The 14,244-nt window shown below is 72.6% G+C and carries 11 protein-coding genes; 5 read left to right on the plus strand and 6 right to left on the minus strand.

What is annotated here, in order from left to right; genetic code table 11:
• Positions 1-458: 458 nt before the first annotated feature.
• Complete coding sequence (locus ACFV6E_RS35930) at positions 459-1,244, plus strand: MIP/aquaporin family protein (protein WP_385467431.1); 786 nt, start codon at positions 459-461, stop codon at positions 1,242-1,244.
• Positions 1,245-1,298: 54 nt separating this feature from the next.
• Complete coding sequence (gene glpK, locus ACFV6E_RS35935) at positions 1,299-2,819, plus strand: glycerol kinase GlpK (protein WP_385467434.1); 1,521 nt, start codon at positions 1,299-1,301, stop codon at positions 2,817-2,819.
• A gap of 207 nt (positions 2,820-3,026) precedes the next feature.
• On the opposite strand, the gene ACFV6E_RS35940 is transcribed toward glpK, so the two are convergent.
• The 4 genes from ACFV6E_RS35940 to ACFV6E_RS35955 all read right to left on the minus strand — a co-directional run bounded on the left by ACFV6E_RS35940 (position 3,027) and on the right by ACFV6E_RS35955 (position 7,609).
• On the minus strand, positions 3,027-3,632 hold the full coding sequence (locus ACFV6E_RS35940; protein WP_385170829.1) for an ATP/GTP-binding protein: 606 nt from the start codon (positions 3,630-3,632) through the stop codon (positions 3,027-3,029).
• A gap of 240 nt (positions 3,633-3,872) precedes the next feature.
• On the minus strand, positions 3,873-4,268 hold the full coding sequence (locus ACFV6E_RS35945; protein WP_385170827.1) for a DUF742 domain-containing protein: 396 nt from the start codon (positions 4,266-4,268) through the stop codon (positions 3,873-3,875).
• 9 nt (positions 4,269-4,277) lie between these two features.
• Complete coding sequence (locus ACFV6E_RS35950) at positions 4,278-4,718, minus strand: roadblock/LC7 domain-containing protein (protein WP_385170824.1); 441 nt, start codon at positions 4,716-4,718, stop codon at positions 4,278-4,280.
• Positions 4,715-7,609, minus strand: a complete 2,895-nt coding sequence (locus ACFV6E_RS35955) for a nitrate- and nitrite sensing domain-containing protein (RefSeq protein WP_385467437.1) — start codon at positions 7,607-7,609, stop codon at positions 4,715-4,717. Before ACFV6E_RS35955 ends, ACFV6E_RS35950 begins: the two co-directional genes overlap by 4 nt.
• Before the next feature lie 423 nt (positions 7,610-8,032).
• Here ACFV6E_RS35955 and ACFV6E_RS35960 point away from each other — a divergent pair, with 423 nt between their 5' ends.
• Entirely contained in the window at positions 8,033-8,575 is a 543-nt protein-coding gene (locus ACFV6E_RS35960) for a hypothetical protein (RefSeq protein WP_385467472.1), read from the plus strand.
• Between the two features lie 46 nt (positions 8,576-8,621).
• On the opposite strand, the gene ACFV6E_RS35965 is transcribed toward ACFV6E_RS35960, so the two are convergent.
• On the minus strand, positions 8,622-9,890 hold the full coding sequence (locus ACFV6E_RS35965) for an NAD(P)/FAD-dependent oxidoreductase (RefSeq protein WP_385467440.1): 1,269 nt from the start codon (positions 9,888-9,890) through the stop codon (positions 8,622-8,624).
• 46 nt (positions 9,891-9,936) lie between these two features.
• A complete protein-coding gene (locus tag ACFV6E_RS35970) occupies positions 9,937-10,257 on the minus strand; it encodes a bifunctional 3-phenylpropionate/cinnamic acid dioxygenase ferredoxin subunit (RefSeq protein WP_385170812.1) in 321 nt (106 codons plus the stop codon).
• A gap of 216 nt (positions 10,258-10,473) precedes the next feature.
• Here ACFV6E_RS35970 and ACFV6E_RS35975 point away from each other — a divergent pair, with 216 nt between their 5' ends.
• Together ACFV6E_RS35975 and ACFV6E_RS35980 are read left to right on the plus strand one after the other, a co-directional pair.
• Complete coding sequence (locus ACFV6E_RS35975; protein ID WP_385170809.1) at positions 10,474-11,313, plus strand: IclR family transcriptional regulator; 840 nt, start codon at positions 10,474-10,476, stop codon at positions 11,311-11,313.
• Positions 11,314-11,733: 420 nt separating this feature from the next.
• Positions 11,734-14,211, plus strand: a complete 2,478-nt coding sequence (locus ACFV6E_RS35980; RefSeq protein WP_385467443.1) for an FAD-dependent oxidoreductase — start codon at positions 11,734-11,736, stop codon at positions 14,209-14,211.
• The last annotated feature ends 33 nt before the right edge of the window (positions 14,212-14,244 follow it).

The raw sequence follows: 14,244 nt of genomic DNA on the forward strand, positions 1-14,244 counted from the left end.
GGCACGGGCTGCGCGGCGGCTGCCCCCGTTCGTACACCATCCCGAGCCGCCTGCGCATCACCCTTGAGCCGCCCGCGTGCCGCCCCCGGACAGGCCCACGGCAGGCTCGGAACGCGCCCGAGGCGGGCCCCACGCAGCCCCCGAAGACGCGCCCGAGGCAGGTCCCCGCCCCCTCCCCAACCGTTGCGGTCGGCGACCTTGACGCCCCCAGGGCGCCGGTGAACACTTCCCGGTGTCAGTCGGCATCGCCGCATCCGGGCGCCTTCGAGCGCTGCGCCGCTCGGGCTCCCGCCTGCTCGAAGAGCCTTCCCCCCACGGGCGATTCCGCTGCTGCGGCAACGCTCGTCACCGACGCCGGGCGGGGCTCGGGACCTCCCTGCCCAGGCTGAAGTGGCCATGGGAAACACCCTGCACGGTGGACCGGGGGGATCACCCCGGGCGAGGGCCTAGGAGCCGCCATGAGCAACGGAGACATTTTCACAGGTGAGGTCATCGGCACCGCGATCCTCATCCTGTTCGGCGCCGGCGTCTGCGCCGCCGTCACCCTCAGGTACTCGAAGGCGCGGGCCTCGGGCTGGATCGTGATCGCGTTCGGCTGGGGTTTCGGCGTGCTGGCGGGCGCCTACACGGCGGCGCCGCTGTCCGGCGGCCACCTCAACCCGGCCGTCACCCTGGGCGTGGCCGTCGACACCGGTGACTGGGACAAGGTCTGGCTCTACTGGCTGGGCCAGATGGTCGGCGCCATGCTCGGCGCCGCGCTCGCCTACCTGGTCTACTTCGCCCAGTTCCGGGCCAACACCCGTACGACCGGCACCACGGAGGGCACCGCCGACGAGCCGACGCCGACCCTCGGCATCTTCTCCACGATCCCCGAGATCCGGCATCCGGTCGCCAACCTGGTCACCGAGGTGATCGCCACGATCTCCCTGGTCCTGCCCATCCTCGCCTTCGGCGGGAACATCGGCATCGGCATCGGCCAGGTCCCCGGCGAGCAGACGGGCATCTACGGTTCCGGCATCTCGATCCTGCTGGTGTCCCTGCTCGTCGTCGGCATCGGCCTCTCCCTGGGCGGGCCCACCGGTTACGCCATCAACCCGGCGCGCGACCTCGGCCCGCGCATCGTGCACACCTTCCTGCCCATCCCCAACAAGGGCACCTCCGACTGGGGCTACTCCTGGGTCCCGGTCGCCGGCCCGCTGATCGGAGGGGCGCTCGCGGGCCTCATCCACAACGCAGCCTTCTGACCAGCCTTCCGACCGAGCCGATCCGGCTGACCGAGCGACCATCAAGGGGTATCCATGACGGACAACGCCGAGAAGTACGTCGCCGCAATCGACCAGGGCACCACCTCCAGCCGCTGCATCATCTTCGACCGGGGCGGCGCGATCGTCGCCGTCGACCAGCGCGAGCACCGCCAGATCTTCCCGAAGCCTGGCTGGGTGGAGCACGACGCCACCGAGATCTGGTCGAAGGTGCAGGCCGTGGTCGCTGGGGCGATCGCCAAGGCGGGGCTGCACGCGGACCGGTTGAGCGCGCTCGGGATCACCAACCAGCGGGAGACGACGGTCCTGTGGGACCGGGCCACGGGCAAGCCCGTCCACAACGCGATCGTCTGGCAGGACACCCGTACCTCGGCGCTCTGCGGCCAACTGGGCGGCGCGGACGGGCAGGACCGGTTCCGCGAGCGCACCGGACTGCCGCTGGCCAGCTACTTCTCCGGGCCCAAGGCGGCCTGGCTGCTGGACAACGTACCGGGGCTGCGGGCCAGGGCGGAGCGCGGCGAGATCGCCTTCGGCACGATCGACTCCTGGCTGATCTGGAACCTGACCGGCGGCACGGACGGGGGACGGCACGTCACCGACGTGACGAACGCCGGACGCACCATGCTGATGAACCTGGAGTCCCTCCAGTGGGACCCGTCCATCCTGTCCGCGATGGACATCCCCGAAGCGGTGCTGCCGGAGATCAGGTCCTCGTCCGAGGTGTACGGCACCGCGGTGGGCCAGCTCGCGGGTGTCCCCGTCGCCTCGGCCCTGGGCGATCAGCAGGCGGCCGTGTTCGGGCAGGCCTGCTACGACGTCGGCACGGCCAAGAACACCTACGGCACCGGCAGCTTCCTGCTGCTGAACACCGGGAACCGGCCGGTCCCCTCCAAGAGCGGGCTGCTGACGACCATGGGCTACAAGATCGGCGACGAGGCCCCGGTGTACTGCCTCGAAGGGGCCATCGCGATCACCGGCGCCCTGGTGCAGTGGTTCCGCGACCAGCTCGGCATCATCCGCGCCGCGGACGAGATCGAGACGCTCGCGGCGAGCGTGGAGGACAACGGCGGCGCGTACATCGTGCCCGCCTTCTCCGGCCTGTTCGCCCCGTACTGGCGGTCCGACGCGCGCGGGGTCGTCACCGGGCTCACCCGGTACGTCACGAAGGCGCATCTCGCGCGCGCGGTCCTGGAGGCGACGAGCTGGCAGACCCGTGAGGTCGTGGACGCCATGTTCCAGGACTCCGGGGTGGCGATCACCACCCTCAAGGTGGACGGCGGCATGACCAAGAACAACCTCCTGATGCAGCACCAGGCGGACGTCCTCGGGGTGCCGGTGATCCGTCCGAAGGTGTCCGAGACGACGTGTCTGGGCGCCGCGTACGCGGCCGGGCTCGCCACGGGTGTGTGGCACGACCTCGACGAGCTGAAGTCGCACTGGCAGAAGGACGCCGAGTGGACGCCGGCCATGGCGGACGCGGAGCGCGACCGCGAGTACCACAACTGGCGCAAGGCGGTCGAGAAGAGCTTCGGCTGGCTCGAGGAGGGCGCGAACTGACGGGCGATCGCGCGGGCGTGCGTCCGGACGCCCGTGCTCGCGCCTGCGTGCGCGCTTTTCGTCGCCCACGCGCGCGTGTCTGATTTCCCATGGGCCACGCGCGTGTGCCAGGACTGCGGCCCGTACCCCAGTCGGCGGGGGTACGGGCCGTACGCCCCGCACTGCTCGAGAGCTGAAAGCCTTGTGCCGGTCGGCCGGTGTCCGCTCTCAAGTGGTGAGGCTCTCGCGGCGCCGCACCGCGTAGGTGTGCGCGTGTCCGACGACCTTCACCAGGACGTCCTTCACCGAGCCGCGGTCCCGGGCGTCGCAGAGCAGCACCGGTACCGCGTCGTCCAGGTCGAGGGCGCGGCGGACGTCCTCGATCGGGTAACGGGCTGCTCCCTCGAAGCAGTTGACGGCCATGACGAAGGGTATGGAGCGCCGCTCGAAGTAGTCGACCGCGGCGAAGCAGTCCTCCAGGCGGCGGGTGTCGGCCAGCACGATCGCGCCCAGCGCGCCGGTGGCGAGTTCGTCCCACAGGAACCAGAACCGGTCCTGTCCCGGTGTCCCGAACAGGTACAGCACCAGGTCCTCGCGGAGGGTGATGCGGCCGAAGTCCATGACGACGGTGGTCGTGCTCTTGTCCTCCACGCCGCTGAGGTCGTCGACCGGCCGGCCCGCCTCGGTCAGCATCTCCTCCGTACGCAGCGGCTTGATCTCGCTGACCGCGCCGACGAGGGTCGTCTTGCCCACGCCGAAACCGCCGGCCACAAGGATCTTGAGCGTGACGGGCTCGACCGGGGGCTTGCCGCGCTCAGAACGCCCGAAGATCATCGATCTGTTCTCCTGCTTCGCTGGTGTCGCGCTTCGCTGGTGTCGCGCGGTGGCGGACCGTACCCGCCACCGCCGTGGGTTCCGACAACGAGTACGTCCGCGGTGCCGGCTTCCACCGCATCACTTCCGCCAAGTTCGGTGACCGGCCGTCGCCGCGCCGCCGGTCCCCGGAGCCGTGTTCCCCGCCGGTCCCGGAGCCGTGCTTCACGCCGGCCCCGGCCTCGGTCGCCCCCGCGCTGTTCAGAGCGCCCGCAGGCCACTGATCACGTCGCGCAGGATACTCTCGTCCACCAGTTCGGCGGGGGGTACGGGGCGGCTCACGCGGACCAGTTGCTCGTCCACGAGGTCTCCGATGAGGACCCGTACCACGCCGATCGGCAGGTCGAGTCCGGCGGCGAGTTCGGCGACCGACTGAGGGGTGTCACTGCAGAGTCCGACGATGTCCATGTGTTCCGGGGACAGCGTCGGGTCGTCGTCCGGTCCGCCCGCGTGCGGCTCGGCGAAGACGACCGCGATCAGATCGAGCCGGTGCTGGCCCGGGCTGGTGGTGCGGCCCCGCGTCATGGCGTACGGACGCACCACCGGTCCGGCGTCGTCATCGAACCAGTGGCGTGCTCCCTGACCGTCTCCGCTCATGCCACCCCACTATCCGCCGGCGGACAGGTCGGTGCGCGGGGCGGCGCCCAGGTGGATGCCGACCCGCTTGACGAGCAGTGTCATCTCGTACGCGACCTGTCCGACGTCGGAGTCGGCGTCCGAGAGGACGGCGAGACAGCTTCCGTCGCCCGCGGCCGTGACGAAGAGGAAGGCGTCGTCGAGTTCGACGATGGTCTGCCGGACGCTGCCGGCCTCGAAATGCCGTCCCACGCCCTTGGCGAGGCTGTGGAATCCGGAGGCGACGGCGGCCAGGTGCTCGCTGTCCTCCCGGGTGAGGTCCTTGGAGACCCCGGTCGGCAGACCGTCGCTGGAGAGCACCAGTGCCTTGCGGATGCTGGCCACCCGGTCCACCAGGTCGTCGAGGAGCCAGTTGAGCTCCCCCGACGCCGTGCCGTTCGTGTTGTGGCCCTCGGCCTTCGGTGCGGTCATCGACCGTCCCCCTCTGTCGTTCCTTGTGCTGAGCCGTTCTGGGCGCTTTCGCCCTCGGCGTTCTCCTCGCGGCCGCGCCGCCAGCCCCGCTGGAGCGAGGCCATCCGGTCGCGTACCTCGTCGGCGTCCCGGTCGGCGGGGTCGGCCCCGCCGGTACCGGCCCGGTCGCGCTCGGGGCGCCACGGGCCGTCCTTGAGCTGCGGGGCCAGGTTGGCCTGCCGTACGCGGCGCGGCAGCGCGCTCGTGCCCGGCTGCGCCGCTCCGTCCGTCGTCCGCGGATCCGCGGCCGGCTCGTCCGTGCCGCCGGGTCCTGCGGCACGGCGTCTGCGCTGGGGCAGCACGGGGGCCGCCCCGGACTCGCCACGTCCGCTCGTGGGACCGGCGCCCGTGGCGTCGGCGCGTCCCGCCTCCCCACGGCGGTCGAACGTCTCGCCGCGACCGGAGCGGGACGGCAGTCCGGTGCGGTCGGTGGCGCCGGGGCGGCTCGCCGCGCGGCGGGCGAGCAGCGGGGCGGTGTCCTCGAACTCGTCCGCTCCGGACGGCTGCTGGTCCTGCGGGGGCTGTGCGCCGGACTCGCCGCGCCGCTGCCCGGCGTCCGTCACCGGCCGCCCGTGGGAGCTGACGAGCTTGGGGCTCCGGCGCCGCTGCGGCAGCGAGACGGGGGCGTCGGTGCCGTCCGCGTCACCGGGACGGGCCGGCTCGCCCTGGCCGTCGTGCGCCTGCTGGTGGTCCTCGCCCGGCGGATCGGCGATGGAGCGGCGGCGCCGGAAGATGCCGCCGCGCTCGCTGTCCTCGTCGCGCAGGACGCCCGGGAATCCGCTGAGGGTGTCGAACCCGACCGGTGCCTCCAGTTCGACCGGTCCGTCCAGGATCGAGCCGGGCAGACCGGGCAGTTGCACCGGGACCTGGGCGAGGGCCGCCTTGCGGTCCTCGGCGTCGCCCTCCGTGGCCGGCAGCACCCGGTCGAGCCGGAAACCGATGCCGTTGGTGTCCGGGACGTCGTCGGTGAGCAGCGCGTCGGGGATGAAGACGACCGCGGTGGTGCCGCCGTACGGGGACGTCTGGAGGGAGACGCGGACGTTCTGCCGCTGGGCGAGCCGGCTGACCACGAAGAGGCCGAGGCGGTCGGTGTCGGACAGTTCGAACTCGGGGGTCTCGGCGAGCCGCAGGTTGGCGTCGAGCAGGGCCTCGGCCGCCATGCCCAGGCCGCGGTCGTGGATCTCGAGGGTGAAGCCGTTGGCGACGCGCTCGCCGAGAACCTGTACGGCGGTGTGCGGGGGCGAGAACACCGTGGCGTTCTCCAGGAGTTCGGCCACGAGGTGGGTGAGGTCGGCGACGGCGGGGCCGGTGACCGCGACGCGCGGCAGCCGGCGCACCTCGATGCGCTCGTAGTCCTCCACCTCGGCGACGGCGGCGCGGACGATGTCCATGAGCTGGATGGGCTTGCGCCACTGCCGGGACGGGGCGGCGCCGGAGAGGATGACCAGGCCCTCGGCGTGTCTGCGCATCCGTGTGGTCAGGTGGTCCAGGCGGAACAGGTCGGCGAGTTCGTCGGTGTCCTCGGTCCTGCGCTCCATCGCGTCGAGCAGGGTGAGCTGCTTGTGCAGCAGGACCTGGCTGCGGCGGGCGAGGTTGACGAAGACCTCGGAGACGCCCTCGCGCAGTTCGGACTGTTTGACGGCGGCCTCGACGGCGGCGCGCTGGAGGGTGTTGAGGGCCTGGCCGACCTCGCCGATCTCGTTCTTGTCGTATTCGAGGCGCGGCGCTTCCGTCTCGACGTCGACCTTCTCGCCCGCGGACAGCCGGCGCATCACGCTGGGCAGCCGCACACCGGACGCCTCGTGGGCCTCCAGGCGCAGCCGGCGCAGGTCACGGATGAGGCCGCGGCCGATCCGCACGGACATCACCAGCGAGACCAGCACGGCGGCGAGGCCGAGGATGCCCGCGACGGCCGCCTTGATGACGACGTTGGTGGCCAGCGGTTCGACGCGGTCCTGGTAGCGGTCCGCCGCCTCGTCGTCGAGGTCGCCCAGCTCGTCCAGTACCTGCTTGGCGGCCTCGTCCCAGCTCTTGGCGGTGACGCCGCTGGGCTTGCCGGGGTCGGAGGCGATGACGGCCTGTTCGGCGACGCGCAGCGGGGCGGTGTCGGCGTTCTTCCAGTAGCGCTCGAAGCGTTCGCGGTCGGCGGAGGGCAGCAGGGGCAGGCTGATGTCGTAGAGCAGGGTGCGCTGGGCCACGAGGTCGGAGACGTCGCGGATGTCGTCGCCGGTGATGCGGCCGGCGACGAGGGCGGAGCCGAGCAGCGCGTCCTCGCGGGAGAGCAGTTCGCGGGCGCGGACCACGTTTGCGAGTGCACGGCCCTGCTTGTCCATCTCGACGTTGTCGAGGATGTGCAGATTGGCCAGCAGCGCGTAGCAGGGGTCGACGAGCCGGTTGTAGAGGTCGAGTGCCTGGGACCGGTTGACGGTGCCCTCCTCGACGCCGCGGCGCAGCGAGTCGACTCCGTCGAGGGCGTCCAGGATCGCGGTGACGCGTTCCGTGGTGCCTTCGCCCTCCATCCGGTCGCGGGTCTCGGCGTCCGCGGCGTTCTCGCGGAGTTCGGCCACCACGTCGTCCGTGGCGGTCCGGCTGCGCCGCAGGGCCGCGAGGGCGTCCGAGGCGCGCGGATCGGCGAGGTAGACGAGGGTCTGGCGGCGCTCCTCCTGGAGGACGCTGACGGTGTCCTCGGTGGGGAAGCCGATCTTCTCCACGACGTTCGCCACGTCGATCAGATGGCCGGCCTCACGTCCCGTGAGCACCGTGGCGAAGGCCCAGACGCCGGTCAGGGAGAGGAGCGGCACGAGCAGCAGCGCCACGATCTTCCGGCGGATGGACTTCCCGCGAAAGCGCATGGCCTCCCCCAGCTCGACCCCCACCTGCCACAGGGGTACACATGTGCGTCAACAAACGGCGTGAGCCTACTACTGACGCGGGGGTAACCCGAAGGGCCGTCCGGAGGGCGGCTGGTCATGGACGGCACGAGTCATCCGCAGTTGTCCGGGCATTGCGGGAGATTGTCTCCCCTTATTTCACAAGGGACAGGTCACGGAACCGGACGGCACACCCGGGCTGTTGGCCGGTTTTCTTCGCTCACCGGGAATCTTCGGGGGGCTTCGTTCGTCTTTCTGTACGGGAAGCGAGAGCGGAACCGGCCACACGCGCCGCACGCCGCTCTCAGGTCGCGTAAAACAACGCAAGCCGGGCACCCACATGGGGAGCGGGAGTCTTGAAGGGCCGGGGCACGCGGTCCTCTGGCGATGGGAAGTGACAAGTTGATGGGCACGGCGGAGCGGCCTGAGTCGCTCGAAGGCGGCGTTGCGACGCCTGTGGCGGGGTTGCGGGGGACGGGGGGACCGGATCGGGAGAACGTTCAGGGGCACGGACCGGAAGCCGAGCAGGAGACCGAGGAGGACCAGGAGCAGGGGTACCGCAGGCCGTTGTGGGTGGAGGAGCCCGCGCGCAGGCGGCGCCTGCCTGATCCGGTGCGCACGGCGGCCGTCCGGGCGGTGCTGATAGTCGCCGTGACCCTCATTCAGGCGGTGGTGGCGTTCCTGTGCACCCTGGCCGGGTCCTGGCTCGCCTTCCCGATGGTGCTGAGCAGCGTCGCCTTCACGGTCGCCGCGACCTGGGGCGTCCTGGACGTCTGGGTCACCCGCCAGGTGTGGAACCAGCGCCATGGCGTGGTCTCCGCGCCCAGCAGCACGGCCAGGGCCCTGCGGCGCGAGCGGCGCATCGCCCGGCGTCAGGCCCGGGCGGCGGAGCGGGCCCGCAGGCGAATACACCGGCGGGGCGGGGCCGGGCAGTTGTCCCACCCCTAGGGCCTGTCGTCACCCCTGCTTGAACACGGTGGGGGGAGACCCTCGCTCAGCGCACCGCTGCCGACCGCACCGGGGAGGCGTCGTCGGCGTCGGACGTCAGCGTCCGGCGGGCCCGCGTGAACGGGCGGGGACGGTCGATCGAAAGCACCGCTGTCGTCCGGCCGTCCCGCTCGTACCGGGCCAGGAGACCGTCCGCTCCGGGCGCGCCGTCCTCCACGGCGCCCTCCACGACACGCACGGCGTCGCCCTCCCGGTACCGTCCGGCGAACTGGACGCGGGACCCGTACTGGTCGGACCAGAAGCAGGGCACCGACCGGAAGCTGTCCCGTGTGCGGCCGGCGAGCAGATTGCGTACGGCGACGCGGGGTTGCTCGGTGGCCGAGGTCCAGTGCTCGGTCCTGTCGCCGCCGACCCGGGCGACGTCTCCGACGGCGACCACCTGAGGCAGCGCCGTGACGCACCCGTAGTCGCACAGGACGCCGTCGTGCAGCGCGAGGGGCGAGCCCGCGAGCCAGCCGGTTGCGGGCACGGCACCGATGCCCACGATGACGGTGTCGGCGGGCAGGATCCGGCCGTCGGAGAGCTCCACACCGGTGACGCCCCGCCCGGCCGCGTACGTGTTGTCCCTCGTCCCGTTGCCCGTCTCGTTGTCCGTCCCGTTGCAGTTCCTGTCTGCCGTCCCGTGCAGTTCGGTGACGCCCGTGCCGGTGAGCAGGCGGACGCCGCCGCGGCGGTGCAGCGCGGCGCAGACGGCCGCCATGGCGGGGCCGAGCTGCGGTACGAGCGGCAGCGCGGCGGCCTCGACCACGGTGACGTCATGGCCGAGGGCCGCGCAGGACGAGGCGGTCTCGGCGCCGATGAAGCCGCCGCCGATGACGACCACGCGACGCGTGCCCAGGGCGAGTTCGGCGCGCAGGGCACGGGCGTCGTCGAGGGTGCGCAGGGTGTGCACGCCGGTGAGGCGGGGGCCGGGAAGCCGGCGGGCGGTCGCGCCGGTAGCGATGACGACGCCGTCGGTGGGGACCGTACGGCCGCCGTCGGGCAGGACGGCGCGTCCGCGGGCGTCGAGGCCGTGGGCGCGTACGCCGAGCAGCCACTCGGCGTCCAGGTCCGCCGTCTCCCCGGGGTCGGTGAGGGTCAGCCGTTCCTCGGGGGTCCCGCCCAGGAGGAAATCCTTCGACAACGGCGGGCGGTCGTAGGGGCCGTGGGACTCCTCGCCGACGACGACCAGCCGTCCGTCGAACCCCTGGGCGCGCAGTTCGCGGGCCGCGTACAGCCCGGAGAGCGAGGCTCCGACGACCGTCACGGTTCTCATGGGGCGCACCGCCCGTGCCGTGCGGCGGTCCGGGGCCGGGCTCCCCTCATGCGGCGGTCCCTTCTTCCGCCGTCAGGTGGACGTGGACGATGCCGTCGTCGACGGTGACGCGGTGCGTGCGTACGGGGCGGCGGGCGGGCAGGCAGGCCGGCTGTCCGGTGCGCAGGTCGAACGCGGCGGCGTGCAGCGGGCATTCGACGAGGCAGCCCTCCAGCCAGCCCTCGGAGAGGGAGGCGTCCTGGTGCGTGCAGGTGTCGTCGATCGCATACAGCTCTCCGCCGGTGTGGAAGACGGCGACGGGCGGGGTGGTGTCGAGGCGGACGGACTCGCCCTCGGGCAGGTCGGCGAGGCGGCAGACGGGAATCATGGTGCCCCCCTCCCGGTCTCGGACACGCTGTCCGGGACCTTGTGGTCCAGGCGGTCGGGCCCCTTTCCGGGACCGGACGCTTCGGTAACAATGATGTTTCGTATGGCGCACGAGGGAGTGCTGTGCGCAACAGAATCCGCGCGGGGATCCCGTCACGTCAAGGGCTTCCCGCCGATGCGGTCCGGGCAGGGGCCGCCAGGTGGTGAGGATCGAGCCATGACCCGCACGCAGCAGCAGGCCGAGGACACCGAGGGTGCCGAGGAGGCCGGCCGGACGCCGGACCGGCGGAGCGGCCGGGGCGCGGGCAGCGCCGTGCAGTCGGTGGACCGGGCGGTGAGCGTGCTGGAGATCCTGGCCCGGCACGGCGAGGCGGGCGTCACCGAGATCGCCGAGGAACTGGACGTGCACAAGTCCACGGCCTTCCGGCTGCTCGGGGTGCTGGAGAACCGGGGGCTGGTCACGCAGGCGCAGGACCGCGGCAAGTACTACCTCGGCGCCGGCGTGCTGCGGCTGGCCGGGGCGGCGGCCGTGCGCCTCGACATCTCGCAGGAGGGCGTGCCGGTCTGCCGCGAACTCGCCGACGACCTGGGCGAGACGGCGAACATCGCGGTCCGCGACGACGACGCGGCGGTCAACATCATGCAGGCGCGCGGCACGGCGTCGGTGACCGCCCAGAACTGGCTGGGCAGACGCACCCCGCTGCACGCGACCTCCAGCGGCAAGGTGCTCCTCGCCCATCTGCCGCCCACGCTGCGCGAGGGCCTGCTGGCCCGCTCGCTGCCGCGGTTCACGGAGCGCACGATCACCGGCGCCTCGGCGCTCCGCCGCGAGCTGGAGGCGGTGGTCGAGCAGGGCTACGGGGTCACTCTGGAGGAACTGGAGCTGGGGCTCACGGCGGTGGCGGCGCCGGTACGGGCCCACGACGGCAAGGTGATCGGCGCGATCAGCGTCTCCGGGCCCGTGTACCGGCTGGGTCCTGAGCGGGTGCCGGAGCTGGCGGAGCGCACGATGGCCGCGGCGGCGGAGCTGTCGCGCCGGATGGGGTACGGCTTTTAGCCCCCTGGGGCCCAAGGCGCTCAGATCCCCCTTGGACCTACGGCTTCTACCCCTCTCTGGCCTACGCCCTTCGCGCCCCCGTTTTCTACGACTTCGCGCCCCCGTGGCCTACGGCTTCCAGCCCCCTGGGGGACTCAGGTCGGGGCAGCCCCGCCGTCGGCGCACCTGTGCATCGTGGCGGATGCGCCGACGGACGGAATGCGGACGGAGCCCGCGCCCCGCCACGCCCCCTGCCACTCCCCCGCCACGCCCCGCGCCACGCCTTCGGCCCTGGCCCGGCCGGATGTCGAGCCGCCCCTCTTGACGCCGCACGACCGCGTTCCCACTATGGCCCTCACGGTCTCCACCGTCTCCCATCGCGCAACTCATCGTGTCCTGCGCAACAGCGATCGCGCTCCTCCCGCCCCCGCAAGGAGGACCATGTCCCGCACGCCCGAAAGCCTCCCGCCCGCGCCCGCACCCCGCCCCAGTGGCCCCCAGGTCGTCGTCATCGGCGCGGGCATCGTCGGCTGCGCGCTCGCCGACGAGCTGACCGCACGCGGCTGGACCGACGTCACCGTCCTCGAACAGGGCCCCCTGCCCGCACCGGGCGGCTCCACCTCGCACGCGCCGGGCCTGGTGTTCCAGACCAACCCGTCCAGGACGCTCACGGCCTTCGCCCGCTACACGGTGGAGAAGTTCGACTCCCTGCGGGAGGACGGTGTCCCGTGCTTCCGGCCGGTCGGCGGTCTGGAGCTGGCGACCACGCCCGAGCGGCTGGCCGAGCTGCACCGCAGAGCCGGGTACGCCGCCGCCTGGGGTGTGCGCGGCGAGGTGGTGAGCGCGGCCCGGTGCAAGGAACTCTGGCCGCTGCTCGATACGTCGGCCGTCCTCGGCGGCTTCCACACTCCCGACGACGGTCTGGCCCGCGCCGTGCCTGCGGCCCGGGCCCAGTTGGAACGCGCCCGCGGCCGCGGCGCCCGTGTCCTGGACCGCCACACGGTCACCGGCATCGAGCGGGCGGACGGCCGGGTCACCGGCGTCGTCACCGACCGCGGTGTCTTCCCGGCCGACCACGTCGTCTCCGCGGCGGGCTTCTGGGGCCCCGTCGTCGGGCGGATGGCCGGGGTCGACGTACCGTTGCAGCCGCTGGCGCACCAGTACGCCAGGACGCGGCCGCTGCCGGAGCTCGCCGGAGCGGCCGAGGAGGCCGTCAGGCCCGTCCTGCGGTTCCAGGACCGTGACCTGTACTTCCGCGAGCACCACGACCGCATCGGCATCGGCAGTTACGCCCACCGGCCGCTGCCCGTCGACCCGTTCGCGGTCCCCGGCTACGACGAGGCGCGGGCGGGCGGCAGGGAGATGCCGTCCTCGTACCCGTTCACCGCGGCGGACTGGGCGCCGAGCTGGGAGGACTGCCGCCGGCTGCTGCCCGCGCTGCGGGCGACGGAGATCGAGGAGGGATTCAACGGCGTCTTCTCGTTCACCCCGGACGGCATGCCGGTGCTCGGTCCCTCGCGTGCGCTGCGCGGCTTCTGGCTGGCCGAGGCGGTCTGGGTGACCCACTCGGCGGGTGCCGCCAAGGCGGTGGCCGAGTGGATGGTGCACGGGCGCGCCTCCGTGGACCTGCACGAATGCGACCTCACGCGGTTCGAGGACGCCCAGCGGTCGCCGTCGTACGTGGCGGAGCGCGGCGCCCGGCAGTTCGTCGAGGTGTACGACGTACTGCACCCGCTCCAGCCGATGGAACAGCCGCGGCCCCTGCGCGTCAGCCCCTTCCACGCCCGTCAGCGGGAGCTCGGCGCGTACTTCCTGGAGGGCGGCGGCTGGGAGCGCCCGCACTGGTACGAGGCGAACGCCCCGCTCGCCGAAGGGCTCGACGTGCCCGCGCGCGACGCCTGGTCGGCCCGCTACTGGTCGCCCGTGGCGGCCGCGGAGGCGAAGGCGGCCCGGGAGCGGGTCGCGCTCTACGACATGACCCCGCTGCGCAGGCTGGAGGTCACCGGTCCCGGCGCGCTCGGCTTCCTGGACCGCATGACCACCAACAACCTGCGCAAGAGGCCGGGTGCGGTGACGTACACGCTGCTCCTGGACGAGGCGGGCGGCATCCGCTCCGATCTGACCGTGGCACGGCTCGGCCCCGACCACTTCCAGCTCGGCGCCAACTCCCCCGCCGACCTGGACTGGCTGCTGGCCCACGCCCCCGGCGGCGTGACGATCAGGGACGTCACCGCGGGCACCTGCTGCGTCGGGGTCTGGGGACCGCTGGCCCGCGACCTGGTCCAGCCGCTGACCCATGAGGACTTCTCGCACGAGGGCTTCGGCTACTTCCGGGCGAAGCGGGCGTACGTCGGACATGTACCGGTGACGGCGCTGCGGGTGTCGTACGTCGGCGAACTGGGCTGGGAGCTGTACACGACGGCCGACTTGGGGCTGCGGCTCTGGGACACGCTGTGGGAGGCGGGCCGGGCGCACGGCGTGATCGCGGCGGGGCGGTCGGCCTTCAACAGCCTGCGGCTGGAGAAGGGCTACCGCGCCTGGGGCGTGGACATGACCGACGAGCACGACCCGTACGAGGCGGGCCTGGGCTTCGCGGTGCGGATGGACCACGAGTTCGTCGGGCGGTCCGCCCTCGACCCCTCCGCCGTGCCGGAACGCAAGCTGACCCCGCTCCTCCTGGACGATCCGGCGGCCGTGGTCCTCGGCAAGGAGCCCGTGTCCGTAGGCGGCGGTGCCGCGGACGGCTACGTCACCAGCGCGTCCTACGGCTACACGCTCGGCCGCTGTGTCGCGTACGCCTGGCTGCCGCCGCTTCCGGCCGGCACCGGCGTGCACATCGCGTACTTCGGTGACCGGCTCCCCGCGACGGTCGCCGAGGAACCGCTGTTCGATCCGAAGATGACCCGCATCCGCCGCTGACGCCGTACCGGGCGACGGCTCACGCCGGACCGG

Source organism: Streptomyces sp. NPDC059785, assembly GCF_042732375.1.
Lineage (GTDB): Bacteria > Actinomycetota > Actinomycetes > Streptomycetales > Streptomycetaceae > Streptomyces.